Raw genomic sequence first — 14,007 nt, 5'->3', positions numbered from 1 at the left:
TAACTACTGCGCACGCTCAGCCACGATGCGTCGCACCACTTCCAAATCTTCCGGCGTGTCCACCCCTGCTGGTGGAGCTTCTAACGCAACCGCAACATGGATTTTCTCACCATGCCACAACACACGAAGTTGCTCTAAACATTCAATCTTTTCAAGCTGGCTTGGCTGCCAATCCAGATAGGTATTGATAAAGCCTGCGCGGTAGGCATAGATGCCGATATGGCGCAGCAAAGGTTGAACGATAGCTTTATCCGCTTTAGCGAAGTTATCACGATCCCAAGGAATCGTGGCACGACTGAAGTACAGCGCATAACCGCTTTTATCGGTGATCACTTTCACCGCATTCGGGTTGAACACTTCCGCTTCATCTTCAATTTCCACCGCCAACGTTGCCATCGGCGCGCTGCATGCCGCTAAGTTATCCGCGACTTGGCGGATAATCGCCGGTGGAATCAAAGGCTCATCACCCTGCACATTCACCACAATGTGATCGGCGGGAATCGCCATTTTCGCCACCACTTCCGCCAGACGTTCTGTACCAGATTGATGATTCGGCGAAGTCATACACACCACACCACCGAAAGCTTGAACCGCTTGTTCAACACGCTCATCGTCGGTTGCAATGATCACGCGGTCGGCTCCCGCTTGCATGGCTTGCTCATATACCCACTGAATCATTGGCTTACCGCCAATATCGGCGAGAGGCTTACCCGGTAAGCGCGTGGATTGGTAACGCGCAGGGATCACGACAGTAAATGACATTAGCGTCCCTCATCCATGCTCATGCTGCGAGCTTCCGGCTCTAAAAGCACCGGAATGCCTTCTTTAATGGGATAAGCCAGACGATCCAGCTTACAAATCAGCTCTTGGCGATCTTTATCGTAAGTCAGCTTACCTTTACATACTGGGCAAGCGACGATTTCAAGCAGACGGTGATCCATACGGTTCCATTACCTCTTTAATTTTGTCCACAATACGCTGCTCCGCTTCTGGAGCAAACTGAGCCGAAACGGGCAGATACCACCAATTTGGCTGGGCAAACTCAGCGCATTTTACGGCATCTTTTTCTGTCATGATCAGATGATCGCCTTGCTGCGCCAGTTGATTTAACTGAGCAGCATCAAAGGCTTGATGATCGGCAAAACCTTGGCAATGAACTAAATCGGCATTGAGTTCACGCAAAGTATTAAAAAATCGGGAAGGATGGCCAATCCCAGCCATGGCGCACAAGCGAGTGAGCTTACTCACTGCACAGCGTTCACCCGTCTTAAGATTCACCGCATCCGTCGGTTGCAGACGCATTGCGATTTCATTGGCCTTTGCCACGCCACCATTAGTGATAATGAAATCGACTTCATCGAGTCGGCTGACAGGTTCACGCAGAGGACCTAAAGGGATCAATTCCTGGTTACCGAAACGGCGAACGCCGTCCACTACTGCAATTTCAATATCGCGCTGCAGCGCATAGTGCTGCAAGCCATCATCCGTAACGATGACATTGACCCCGTGCTCAAGCAGCGCTTTTACCGCTTGGCTGCGTACAGGATCGACCGCTACAGGCGCTTTGGTACGCTGAAAAATGAGTTTCGGCTCATCACCGCAATGCTGAGCTGGCGTTTGCTCATTCACCACGAGCGGATAGCTGGGCGCTTTAGCGCCATAACCACGTGAAACGACCCCCGGACGATAGCCAAGGTTTTGCAGCGTTTCCACCAGCCAAACCACAACAGGGGTTTTGCCATTACCACCGGCTGTAATGTTACCCACCACGACCACGGGTAAGGGTGCACGATAGGAGGGTTTGTCGCCCGTTTGATATGCTTTACGCCGTGAGCGGCTGATGACACCAAATAGTACGCTGAATGGCCACAACAGTGGCCATAACAAATAACCCAATGGATGGCGGTGAAACCAGATCTTTTCTATCACCACTATTCACCAAACTGGATGCGATGCAGCTGAGCGTATGCGCCATCTTGCGCCAACAGATCAGCATGGCGACCACGCTCAATGATTTCACCTTCATCAACCACAAGAATTTCATCTGCTTGTTCGATGGTAGATAAACGGTGCGCAATCACCAGCACGGTTTTGTTTTTCTGCAGCTCATCTAACGCCGCTTGAATGGCACGCTCCGATTCAGTATCCAGTGCCGACGTCGCTTCATCGAGGATCAGCACAGGTGCATCGCGCAGCAATGCGCGAGCAATCGCCACTCGCTGACGCTGACCGCCAGATAAACTGGTGCCATTCTCACCGATCACGGTATCCAAACCTTGCGGCATGTTTTCAATAAACTCCATCGCATGGGCTTGACGTGCGGCTTGCTCAATCTGCTCGCGGGTGTATTCACCTTCGGCAGCGTAAGCGATGTTATTGGCGATGGTGTCGTTAAACAGATGTACGTTTTGCGAAACCAAGGCAAAGTGACGACGCAGATTGGTCAGCTTGTAATCACGCACATCGTGCCCATCAAGACAGATCGATCCACTGTCGACATCATAGAAACGAGTAAACAGATTCGCGATGGTCGATTTACCTGAGCCAGAACGGCCAACCAGAGCGACCGTTTTCCCTTGCGGAATCGAGAACGAAACATGGGATAACGCAGGTTTTTCTTTGCCTTGGTAGGTGAAAGTTACGTCTTTCACATCCACTTCACCGTTGACACGCTCTGCCTCATATTTGCCATTATCGCGCTCGGTTTCGAGATCCATCAAACCAAACAAGGTCTGGCAAGCGGCCATACCACGCTGAAACTCCGACGTTACACTGGTCAGAGCTTTCAGAGGACGCATTAGGCCAAACATGGCTGAAAACACCACAGTAAATGTACCTGGAGTCAACTCAGCGCGAATCGAATCGACACTGGCTAAAAAGAGCACCGCAAACAGAGCAAGTGAGGCAATCATTTGAATCACTGGGTCTGCAATCGACTGTGCCGATACCAGCTTCATGGTTTGCTGGCGCATGCTGTTACTGACTTTGTCAAAGCGTTTGCGTTCGACCTCTTGACCGCCGTAGCTCAGTACCACTTTATGGCCCTTGAGCATCTGCTCTGCCGATGAAGTCACATGCCCCATAGCCGTTTGCATGTTGCGCGAAATCTTACGAAAACGCTTAGAAACAAAGCTAATCGCAAAGGCCACCACTGGTGCGACGACAATCAGTACCAAAGAGAGCTGCCAGCTATTCCAAAACATCAAGGTGAGCAAGCCAATAATGCTCGCCCCTTCACGCACAATACTGACTAACGCGCGGCTGGTTGCGCCAGCCACTTGTTCTGAGTCGTATGTGATGCGCGATAATAAGCCGCCCGTTGACTCTTGGTCGAAAAAACGAACTGGCATGTGCATAAAATGGTTAAACAGACGGCGACGCATCTGCATCACCACATTGCCGGACACCCAGCTCAAACAGTAAGAAGAGGCAAATCCACTTAAACCACGCACAAACATAAGCCCTAAAATCATAAACGGCAGAATGCGCAGGAAGTTGGATTCCGCATTACCAAAACCTTCATCCAATAAAGGTTTTAGTAAAGAAATCATATAAGTATCAGCAGCGGCATTAATAACTAAGGCTATAGTTGAAACCACCAAGCCCGCTTTGTATAAGCGGATATAAGTCCACAGACGCTTAAAGGTCTGCCAGTTAGATTCGTCAGAGTGCAATGACATAAAGAAGCTTTTCTGATTATAAAATTGCGCTCATTCTACTCCTTTACGCAGCATCTGCCTATACCAAGGCTGCCAGCCAAGGCTACGCTGGGTAAACCAATCCAGCTGATCTAGATAGAAAAAGAGGCTAATTTGCCCAGCGTGTCCAGTATCTAGCCACTCAACTTGCTGAGCTTGATAACGTGCCACGACTTGCGGATTAGGCAAATTCCAGCGGTTATCTTTCGCCACAGAAGCAATCGCAAGTTTGGGATTCACTTGGGCAATAAACTCTGCGGTGGACGATGTTTTACTGCCGTGGTGCGGCACGATCATCACCTCACTTTGCAGTTGCGCTCCGTCGCGAGCAAGCAGCCACTCCCCCATGGCTGTGACATCCCCGGAGAGCAGTACAGAATGGTTAGACTGAGTATCGGTCATACGAATCACACACGAATGCTGGTTGTACGCTCGGCTAACCGCTTGTGGTGGCCATAACACCGTAAAATGGAGAGATTGCCACTGCCAGCTTTCACCACGGATACAAGGCATAAACTCTGTCCCGAGTTGGCTGGCACGAATCCAATTGGGTTGCCAGCGCTCAGCTAAACCTTGCCAATCACCCGCATGATCATTATCAAGATGACTTAAAATCACTCCATCCACTTGGCGTAGCCCCCGCTGTTGGAGCATAGGCTCAATCACGCTTTGCACATAGCTGCCTCCCGGCCAACTGCTGCCTGTATCGTAGACAATTGCTCGCTCATCTTGCTCAATCACAATCGCCAAGCCATGTCCAACATCCAGCACATCCATTCGCCAAAGTGGAGTGAGAGAGGGAAACCACCACCATAAGCCAATCATACCCAATAATAAGCTGCAGGCTTTTAGGCTCATAAATCGATAAAGCAAGAGGATGGCCACACTCGCTGCGACCACACCTTGTACTTTGCTGGGGACCACCCACCAGCCTACATCGGCAAACTGCAAAGCCCAATCGAGCGGTAAAAACGTCCAATCCACCCAAGGCCAGTAAGCGGCGGCCACACTAGGCCATACCACCATGAGTAATAGACCCAAAAACAAAGCTGGGACAATCACCAACGAAAACCAAGGAATAAACACCAAATTGTACAGAACTGCCGTTACGCTTAAGCCACCGAAAAAATAGGCCGTGACCGGTGCCATTAAACAGACGAGGAACACCTGCGCCCAAAGAAGAGCTTTCCACCACACCTGACGCTGGCTTTGACTGGCTAATTGGTAGAGAACAATCGCGACCGCCAAAAACGACATCCAGAAACTGTTTGAAAGTGAGGCGAATGGCGACCAAAGCAAGACCGCGACTAAGGTGAGTAGAATCCGCTTGAGCGCGGAAAGAGGAAAAGCCAACATGATCAACGCCACATTGAGTAAGCACATAATCAATGCACGCTGAGTAGGCAACGTAAATCCGGCCAGCCAAGCGTAGAGCACCGCCAGTAAAGCCCCACACACAAAAGGGGACCACAATAACTGAGCATGAAAACGCATCATGCCGAGCCCGAGAAAATACCCCACGCTAAAAGCGATACCAATGTGCAGCCCCGAAATGGCCACTAAATGAATTAAGCCACTATTGCGTAAGGCTTGCCACTCTTGCTCATCAATACCTTTTCGCTCGCCAAACGTCAGGGCTAAGATCAATCCTTGGTATGGGCTGGTATGCGTTAATTGCTCTAGCTCAAAAAACAAACTTGACCTTATGCCACTCTCTTGCACAATTTGATAAGCAGTGTCAGGTTTTACGACCGCTCGTGCGACGACAGATTGCGCCATGTAATGCGCTTCTAAATCAAAGCCGGTTTGGTTGAGTCGACCCACTATCGGCTTGAGAGTTACCGAAAATTCGACGCGATCATTGGGTTGTAACAGTAAAGGGGCACTTAAACGTATGCGAGGGCGAGTCATTTTGTTTAAGGTTTGTCCATTCACTTCATGAATGAGGACAAAACCCTCATAAGCGTAACGAGTTTGCGTAAAAAAGCTGTCAACACGGCCTTTTATGATAATATCCGGCCCTGCTTGATAGAGCACATTGGATTGATCTCGTATAAGGTTGCCCTGTAGCACAATGGTTAGTATGGCAGCCACGAAGCCAAGGAATTGACGGCCAACTCGGTGATAACCGAGCAAAACCATAACAATAAGGCATAACCAAGCCCAACCCCAACTCGGCATCCAAGGCCAATAAGGGGCAGACAGCACGGTGATCGAAAAAGAAATGAGAGACCAGTAATTCGACAAGAGAGTCATAATCCCGTATGCCAAGAAAATTCATTAAACGGTTTATGCCTGACCACGATGTGATCAAACGCCAAAAAGCGCTGCGCGTGTTTGGTAATGTGCTGTATAACCCAAACCTATGGTGCTTAAACCGCCGCTCTGCCGCTGGCGCGTTTGCGGTAGGGCTGTTTATGGCCTTTGTACCACTGCCCAGCCAAATGATTATGGCTGCCGGTCTCGCCATCGTACTGGGGGTCAATCTGCCACTCTCCATCGCCTTAGTGTGGATCACCAACCCAATCACTATGCCTGTCATCTTTTATTTCACATACAAACTCGGCGCATGGTTGATGGGAACTCCCGCTCAATCCTTCCATTTTGAGCTGACTTGGGAATTTTTACTCAATCAGATGAGCACCATTGGGCCACCGTTCTTACTCGGCTGCGCAGTTTGCGCGGTATTGGCATCGTTAATTGGTTACTTTGGGATTCGCGGTTTGTGGCGCTACTCCGTTGTGCGCAGTTGGCAAAAACGTCGCACCAGTAAAATGCCGGAGAATCTGCCTTAACGCATCTTGTGCACTCACGATTGCAAGAGAGTTGCGAACAAGCGCAGCTTAAACAATGCAAACTCTGTTTACTCAGCATGAAAAAAGGACCCGAAGGTCCTTTTTTGTTTGATGTTATTTACTACTCAACACTTGCGCAGGATTGAGTCGGCTTGCGCGCCGCGCGGGGTACCAAGTCGCCAGCAAACTCAGCACAATCGCCGTCCCTGAAACCAGCACTACATCTGCCCACTCCACCTGTGAAGGAAGAAAATCAACGAAATAGATATCACCGGATAAAAACTGATGTCCGATCAGATGCTCTAACCCTTTGATCAAAGGCGTTAAATTAAAGGCGACAACCATACCCAATACACTGCCGACCACACTACCCAGAACCCCAGAAAACACGCCTTGCCAGACGAAAATACGTTTGATCAAGCCATCGGTCGCGCCCATAGTGCGCAATATAGCGATTTCGCCTGCGCGATCTTTTACCGCCATCATCAGAGTCGAGACGATGTTAAAGCTCGCGACCCCAATCACCAGTACCATTACTAAATACATAATGGTGCGCACCAACTGAATATCGCGATACAAAAAGCCGTACTTTTGCTGCCAACTATGCAGATAGACGTATTCGTTCAGTTGATTACCCACATCACGTACGATCTGCGTTGCTTGCAGCACATCGGCCACCTTAACAGAGATACCGGTAACACCACTACCTAAGTGAGCATAAGCTTGGGCATCTTCTAGCGGCAGTAGCGCTAAGCTGTGATCAATCTGCCCGTTCAGTGCCAATAAGCCGCTGACTTTCACACGGACCCGCTTCGGTGCTTGCACCTTGTCACCACTGTTGGCACTTGGGATCATCAAGGTAATGAAATCACCAACCTGCACGCCTAATTTCTCCGCAACACCTTGGCCTAAAATCACCTGCTGCTGACCGGGGCGAAAGTCTTGCCATGCCTGCGCGGTAATAAACTGCGACAAGCGAGATACGGCTTGCTCACGCTGCGGATCCACACCGCGCACTTCAATCGCTTTAAGCTGAGTGCCACTTTCGGCAAGTGCTGTGATCTTCACATACGGCGCTGCCGCAACAATTTGTGGGTGACGCGCGGCTTGCGCCATTAAATCAGGCCAGCGTTCGACAGGTCCGCGCACGCCCTCAAATTCCCCATGTGGGATAACGGATAGAACACGGGTTTGCAATTCACGCTCAAAACCATTCATCGCCGAAAGGCCGATGATGATCACCGCCACACCAACCGCAATCCCAATCGTGGACGACAACGAAATAAACGACACCATCTTGTTACGTTGTTTAGCGCGACTAAAGCGTCCGCCAATAAACAGAGCGAGAGAGGAAAACACTTAAGCCCCCGTGATATCGGTTAGCAGCCCATCTTTCATGTGCATGTGACGATCCATTTTCGCCGCCAACTCGCCATCGTGAGTGACCACCAAAAAGGCGGTACCGGATTCGCGGTTCAACTCACGCATCAAATCGTAAATAGACAGCGCCGTTTTATGGTCCAGATTGCCCGTCGGTTCATCGGCCAGCACCAAATCCGGCTTATTGACTAACGCGCGAGCAATGGCGACGCGTTGTCTTTCGCCACCAGATAATTCCGATGGACGATGCGCCACGCGATGGCCTAAACCCACTCGCTCAAGCAGGCTCTGCGCCTTCGCTTTGGCTTTCGCCACATTCATGCCACCAATCAAGAGTGGCATCGCCACATTTTCTAAAGCAGAAAAATCCGCCAGCAAATGGTGAAACTGATAAACAAATCCCAAGTGCTGATTGCGGATCTTCGCTTGCTTATTCGAACTTAACTGATGCAAAGACTGGCCAAGAAACTCCACTTGCCCTTCACTGGCGTCATCCAGTGCACCCAAAATATGCAGCAAGGTACTTTTGCCTGAGCCAGAAGAGCCGATGATTGAGACCAACTCACCGCGTTTTAGCTCAAAACTCACCCCTTTAAGAACCTGAGTTTGCAACTCCCCTTCTTGATAGGTTTTGCAAACCTGATGACAACGTAAAAGGTTATTCATAACGTAACGCCTCAGCGGGTTGAACAGAAGATGCGCGATAGGCTGGAAACAGCGTTGCCAACAGACTTAATACAATCGCAAGAACAATAACGAGGACAATCTGCAGCGGATCAATCGCCACTGGCAAACTGCCACCCACCGAAAAAAGGGCAACACCTAAGGCTTCCATCAGGCTATTTAAATTGGCCGCCAACAGCACGCCAAGTAAACCACCAACCAGCGCACCAATCACACCGCTGCTGGCGCCTTGTACCATGAAAATCGCCAGCACATGTTGTGACTGCATGCCTTGGGTTTTTAAAATCGCCACCTCAGCCTGCTTCTCCATCACTACCATGATCAGCGCAGAAATAATATTAAACGCAGCCACCCCAACGATAAGTCCGAGCATCAGCCCCATCATGTTCTTTTCCATACGTACCGCTTGAAACAGTTCACCGCGCTGCTCACGCCAGTCGCTCCATTGCCAATCTTGCGGCAATGGCTGTTCGGCAAGCTGACTGACCACAAACGGGTCATCAAAAAATAGCCGCCAACCTGAAATGGTCTGTGCATCATAGCGCAATAGCTTGGCCGCATCGCGCAGATGAGTCACCATGAGTTGCCCATCCACATCCGAACCGGTATTAAAAATTCCCGCTACCGTAAAGTTTCGCTGACTGGGCAAACGGCCCAACGGGGTAAATTGGCTCGCTTCTGTCACCATCAAACGCACTTTATCACCCACGGTGACATTCAAACTGCGCGCAAGAAGATGCCCAAGAAAGAGTTGATACTCGCCCGCTTGCAAAGCCGTTACCCGACCTGCAATCAGGTGTTGCTCAATCGGATCATTTTGTTGTGGCTCGATACCAATCAACAAACCCGCAGCCAGTTGCGAGGCACTTTGCACCACCGCGTCACTGCGCACTAACGGCTCTGGTGGGCGCTGAGTCGATAATGCCGTGACAAAATCTGGGGGCGTTGCGCTGAGGGTGGTTTTGCCTGCGGCTTCGGTGACAACCGCTTGAGGTAACACCCCAAGAATGCGTGACTTAAGCTGCGCCTCAAAACCGTTCATCACCGATAAAACAGTAACTAGCGACATCACACCGATCGTGATCCCCGCCGTCGACATATAAGAGACAAAGCGGCTAAAACGATCCCCTGAGCGGCCGCGCAAATAGCGCAAACCAATAAAAGCCGAAATCGGATGAAACATAAATCCAACCATAGGAAGAGAATGGCGTTAATGTAGCGAGAATCCCTGCGCGGTTGTAGTTTTTCTTTATCAAATCTGTGTAAGAGAACGTTTATTTCACACCCATAACAAGGACATACCTTGATTAGTTACTGCTTATGACGATAATCAACACAGATGTGAGAAGGAACCCTCTATGAATGACCAAGAATTCTTTACTGTTCACCACGCGCTAACCATCAATGTGGAACCGTTGGCGGAGCATTTCACCCTACCTTCTCATGAGATTTTTGAAGCGGAGATCCCCGCGCCATTTGTGGTCGCCAGCGAATTTAGCCAGTTGGAACAACTCAGTGATAGCGCACGCATGGAGCTGAAAAACAGTGACTTTAAAAGCGTATTGCAACTGCTTGAAGCGCAAAATGCCAAACTGAATCTACTGCTGACTTTTATGCTGTCACAACAAGATGATCCTCAATCACGCAGTGCGACCACTCGTTTTGGTGCCAGTCAACTGACCTATTTGGCCAAATCACCACTGCAGATTGGACAAAAAGTGCGGGTAAAACTGTTTTTGGAATACCCCGCCGCCGCGATTTATTGCTACGCCAGTGTGATGCAATGCCAGCAAGAACCTGAGCACACCTTAGTGACTCTCAAGTACGATCTGCTGCGCGATGTGGATCAAGATTTGCTGATCAAAGCCGCTCTCTACCAACAGCAGCGCCTGCTGCGTCAACGCTCACTAGACCGAGAAAAACCTCAAGCGTGACTATGACTACACACTCTTTACTCTCTCTGTTTTCGGCGCAAGGTGCCGGAGACAAAAAAGCCATCGGTAATTTACACGGCGCAAGTTTAGCGCTGGCCATTGCGGAACTCGCCAATGCTCATACGAGCCATACGTTGCTCGCCGTGCCCGATCCACAAACCGCGCTCAAATTGCTACACGAAGTGGAACAGTTTAGCCACAGCGAAGTGGCGCTCTTCCCCGATTGGGAAACGCTGCCCTACGATAATTTTTCACCCCATCAGGACATCATTTCTGATCGTATTTCGCGTTTGTATCAGCTCCCAAGCTTAACGCGCGGTATCACGATTGTCCCGGTCAGTACCTTGCTTCAGCGCCAGTCACCACGTGACTTTTTGTTGCAGCACACCTTAATTGTTAAACGTGGCGATCACTTTTCACTGGATAAACTGCGCTTGCAGTTAGAAAACAGCAGCTATCGCCATGTCGATCAGGTCTTTGGCCCCGGTGAATACGCCAGTCGCGGGTCGATTCTTGATCTCTTCCCTATGGGCAGTAGCGACCCATTCCGGATCGATTTCTTTGATGATGAAATCGACACCATTCGCACCTTTGATCCAGACAATCAGCGCTCAATCGCTGAAATGGATGAAATTCGCCTGCTGCCCGCCCATGAGTTTCCGACGACGGCCGCGGCGATCGAAGAGTTTCGTAACCGCTGGCGACAGCGTTTTGAAGCGCGCCGCGAGCCGGAATCGGTTTACAGCCAAGTCTCTAAAGGCACTTGGCCGGCAGGGATTGAGTATTGGCAGCCACTCTTTTTTGAGCACAGCGAGACTCTGTTTGATTACCTGCCCGCCAACAGCCAGCTTTTGGTGGTTGGCGAGCTGGAAAAAGCCATCGACCAGTTCTTAACTGATGTCGATTACCGCTACGACCAACGCAATATCGACCCACTGCGCCCACTGCTGCCGCCCAATGAGTTGTGGCTGCGTAAAGATGAGCTGTTTGCCCACTTTAAAACTCTGCCGCAAGTCCAACTGACAAGCTCACCTATCGAGCTGCGTGCCGGTCGAATGAATGCGCAAGTTCAACCACTACCCGTATTGGCCGTTGAACATCAAAACAAAGAGCCTTTGGCGGCACTGCGCCAATTTAGCGAACAATTTACCGGCAAAATCATTTTCTCAGTCGAGTCGGAAGGTCGCCGTGAAGCGCTACTGGAGTTGTTACAGCGCATTAAACTGCGCCCGCAAAGCCAAAATGATTTCAGCCTTGCGTGCCAACAAACGGAAAAATACTCACTGGTGCTCGGCTCAGCAGAGCGCGGATTTATCTATGGTGATAATCAAGTTGCCTTGATTTGTGAGAGCGATTTACTGGGCGATCGGGTGATTCAACGTCGCCGCAAAAAAGATCGCAAAAACGTCACCAACAGTGATGCGGTAATCCGCAACCTTGCCGAGCTCAAACCGGGGCAACCCGTTGTCCATATTGATCACGGGATCGGACGTTACTTAGGCTTACAAACCCTTGAAGCGGGTGGCATGGTCAGCGAATACGTGATGCTGGAGTACCAAAACGAAGCCAAGCTGTATGTGCCGGTTTCGTCACTGAACCTGATCAGCCGCTACTCCGGTGGCGCAGAAGAAGCCGCCCAATTGCATAAATTAGGGGGTGAAGCGTGGGTCAAAGCGCGCCGCAAAGCGGCGGAAAAAGTGCGCGATGTCGCGGCAGAACTTTTGGATGTGTATGCCAAGCGTGAAATCAAACCGGGCTTTAAATTTCATCTCGACCGTGAACAATACGCGACCTTCAAAGCCACCTTCCCGTTTGAAGAAACCGATGACCAAGCAATGGCGATCAACGCCGTGCTATCCGACATGTGTCAAGCCAAAGCCATGGATCGTTTGGTGTGTGGTGACGTCGGCTTTGGAAAAACAGAAGTAGCGATGCGCGCCGCGTTTGTCGCGACCGATAACGGCAAGCAAGTCGCCGTATTAGTTCCAACTACGCTGCTCGCCCAGCAGCATTTTGAAAACTTCCGCGACCGCTTTGCTAACTTGCCGATCCGCGTCGAAGTGCTCTCCCGCTTTAAATCAGCCAAAGAGCAAAAACAAATCCTACAAGACGTAGCGGACGGCAAAGTCGACATTCTGGTCGGTACCCATAAGTTGCTCTCTAGCGAAATTCGTTTTGCGGATCTTGGCTTGCTGATTGTTGACGAAGAACACCGTTTCGGAGTGCGCCAAAAAGAAAAAGTCAAAGCGATGCGTGCCGATGTGGATATTCTGACTCTCACTGCCACGCCAATCCCACGTACACTCAACATGGCCATGAGTGGTATGCGTGACCTGTCGATTATTGCCACACCTCCAGCGCGCCGTTTAGCCATCAAAACCTTTGTTCGTCAAAGTGAAGATAGTGTGATCCGTGAAGCGGTACTGCGTGAAATTATGCGCGGTGGTCAGGTGTACTTTCTGCATAATCAGGTTGAAACCATCGATAAAGTGGCCGCAGATTTAGAAAAACTGGTGCCTGAAGCGCGGATTACCGTCGCTCACGGGCAGATGCGTGAACGTGAGCTGGAAAAAGTGATGAACGATTTCTACCACCAGCGTTTCAATTTGCTGGTGTGTACCACGATCATCGAAACCGGTATCGACGTTCCGACCGCGAATACCATCATCATGGATCGCGCTGACAGCTTAGGTTTAGCCCAGTTGCACCAGTTACGTGGCCGCGTCGGTCGTTCGCATCACCAAGCCTATGCTTACCTGTTAACGCCACCGCCTAAAGCGATTACCAAAGATGCGGTCAAACGCCTAGAGGCGATTGCCTCTTTAGAAGATTTGGGGGCCGGCTTTACTCTCGCCACGCACGACCTAGAAATTCGCGGGGCCGGTGAATTGTTAGGCGAAGAGCAAAGTGGCCAGATTCAGTCGGTCGGTTTTACTCTGTATATGGAAATGCTCGAACAAGCGGTCGAAGCCCTAAAATCAGGCAAAGAACCTGCGCTGGATGATTTACTGCGTGAGCAGACCGAAGTCGAAATGCGCCTACCAGCCTTGCTGCCGGAAGAGTACATCCCCGATATCAATACGCGGTTATCCATGTACAAACAGATCGCCAGCGTAGCGAGTAAAGACGAATTGGCTGAACTCAAAGTCGAATTGATTGATCGCTTTGGTAAATTACCAGACGCCGCGTTAAACTTACTCGCCATTGCTGAACTGAAACTCAATGCTATGCGCCTAAAAGTGCGTAAAATTGAGGCGCATGAGCGTGGCGGATACGTAGAGTTCTATCCCAATGCTGACATTAACCCGGTGTTTTTGGTTAAACTGCTGCAATCGCAACCAAAGTTACTGGCGATGGATGGGCCAACCAAATTGAAATTTACCTTGCCTTTGGTTGAACGCAGTGCGCGCATTCAATTTGTCGCTGACATGTTGAAGAATTTCCAGCAAAATGTACTACCTGCTCGGTAAGATTCTCAAATTGATAGGACAGGTAAGCGGCAAATCAGTACGCCTT

Annotated in this window: 11 protein-coding genes; 3 read left to right on the top strand and 8 right to left on the bottom strand. The window is 50.2% G+C overall.

What is annotated here, in order from left to right:
- Positions 1-3: 3 nt before the first annotated feature.
- From kdsB to T411_RS0101515, 5 genes are read right to left on the bottom strand one after another with little or no spacing between them, the layout of a single operon-like run.
- The gene (gene kdsB / locus T411_RS0101535; protein WP_000011329.1) at positions 4-762 is read right to left on the bottom strand and encodes a 3-deoxy-manno-octulosonate cytidylyltransferase; all 759 of its coding nucleotides are present in this window, start codon (positions 760-762) and stop codon (positions 4-6) included.
- Positions 762-941, bottom strand: a complete 180-nt coding sequence (locus T411_RS0101530; protein WP_000350068.1) for a Trm112 family protein — start codon at positions 939-941, stop codon at positions 762-764. Before T411_RS0101530 ends, kdsB begins: the two co-directional genes overlap by 1 nt.
- Positions 922-1,929, bottom strand: coding sequence for a tetraacyldisaccharide 4'-kinase (lpxK, locus tag T411_RS0101525; protein ID WP_002034410.1), 1,008 nt, complete (start codon positions 1,927-1,929; stop codon positions 922-924). Before lpxK ends, T411_RS0101530 begins: the two co-directional genes overlap by 20 nt.
- A gap of 2 nt (positions 1,930-1,931) precedes the next feature.
- The gene (gene msbA, locus T411_RS0101520) at positions 1,932-3,680 is read right to left on the bottom strand and encodes a lipid A ABC transporter ATP-binding protein/permease MsbA (RefSeq protein ID WP_000052153.1); all 1,749 of its coding nucleotides are present in this window, start codon (positions 3,678-3,680) and stop codon (positions 1,932-1,934) included.
- A gap of 30 nt (positions 3,681-3,710) precedes the next feature.
- The gene (locus T411_RS0101515) at positions 3,711-5,954 is read right to left on the bottom strand and encodes a DNA internalization-related competence protein ComEC/Rec2 (RefSeq protein WP_000173776.1); all 2,244 of its coding nucleotides are present in this window, start codon (positions 5,952-5,954) and stop codon (positions 3,711-3,713) included.
- Between the two features lie 8 nt (positions 5,955-5,962).
- Here T411_RS0101515 and T411_RS0101510 point away from each other — a divergent pair, with 8 nt between their 5' ends.
- On the top strand, positions 5,963-6,493 hold the full coding sequence (locus T411_RS0101510; protein WP_001881633.1) for a DUF2062 domain-containing protein: 531 nt from the start codon (positions 5,963-5,965) through the stop codon (positions 6,491-6,493).
- A 114-nt stretch (positions 6,494-6,607) separates the two neighbouring features.
- Here the strand turns inward: T411_RS0101510 and lolE are convergent, their stop codons facing one another.
- From lolE to lolC, 3 genes are read right to left on the bottom strand one after another with little or no spacing between them, the layout of a single operon-like run.
- A complete protein-coding gene (gene lolE, locus T411_RS0101505; protein ID WP_000493010.1) occupies positions 6,608-7,852 on the bottom strand; it encodes a lipoprotein-releasing ABC transporter permease subunit LolE in 1,245 nt (414 codons plus the stop codon).
- A complete protein-coding gene (gene lolD / locus T411_RS0101500; protein WP_001061290.1) occupies positions 7,853-8,539 on the bottom strand; it encodes a lipoprotein-releasing ABC transporter ATP-binding protein LolD in 687 nt (228 codons plus the stop codon). It lies immediately after the preceding gene.
- Positions 8,532-9,740, bottom strand: a complete 1,209-nt coding sequence (gene lolC, locus T411_RS0101495) for a lipoprotein-releasing ABC transporter permease subunit LolC (RefSeq protein WP_000468900.1) — start codon at positions 9,738-9,740, stop codon at positions 8,532-8,534. Before lolC ends, lolD begins: the two co-directional genes overlap by 8 nt.
- A gap of 175 nt (positions 9,741-9,915) precedes the next feature.
- Between lolC and T411_RS0101490 the strand changes: the two genes are divergently transcribed.
- Entirely contained in the window at positions 9,916-10,491 is a 576-nt protein-coding gene (locus T411_RS0101490; protein WP_000999601.1) for a PilZ domain-containing protein, read from the top strand.
- Between the two features lie 2 nt (positions 10,492-10,493).
- Complete coding sequence (gene mfd / locus T411_RS0101485) at positions 10,494-13,961, top strand: transcription-repair coupling factor (protein WP_000207270.1); 3,468 nt, start codon at positions 10,494-10,496, stop codon at positions 13,959-13,961.
- Positions 13,962-14,007 lie beyond the last annotated feature (46 nt).

The sequence above is a fragment of the Vibrio cholerae ATCC 14035 genome (assembly GCF_000621645.1).
Taxonomy (GTDB): Bacteria; Pseudomonadota; Gammaproteobacteria; order Enterobacterales; family Vibrionaceae; genus Vibrio; species Vibrio cholerae.
Note: the sequence above shows the minus strand (reverse complement) of the source record. Positions and strands in the feature narration are given on the sequence as shown.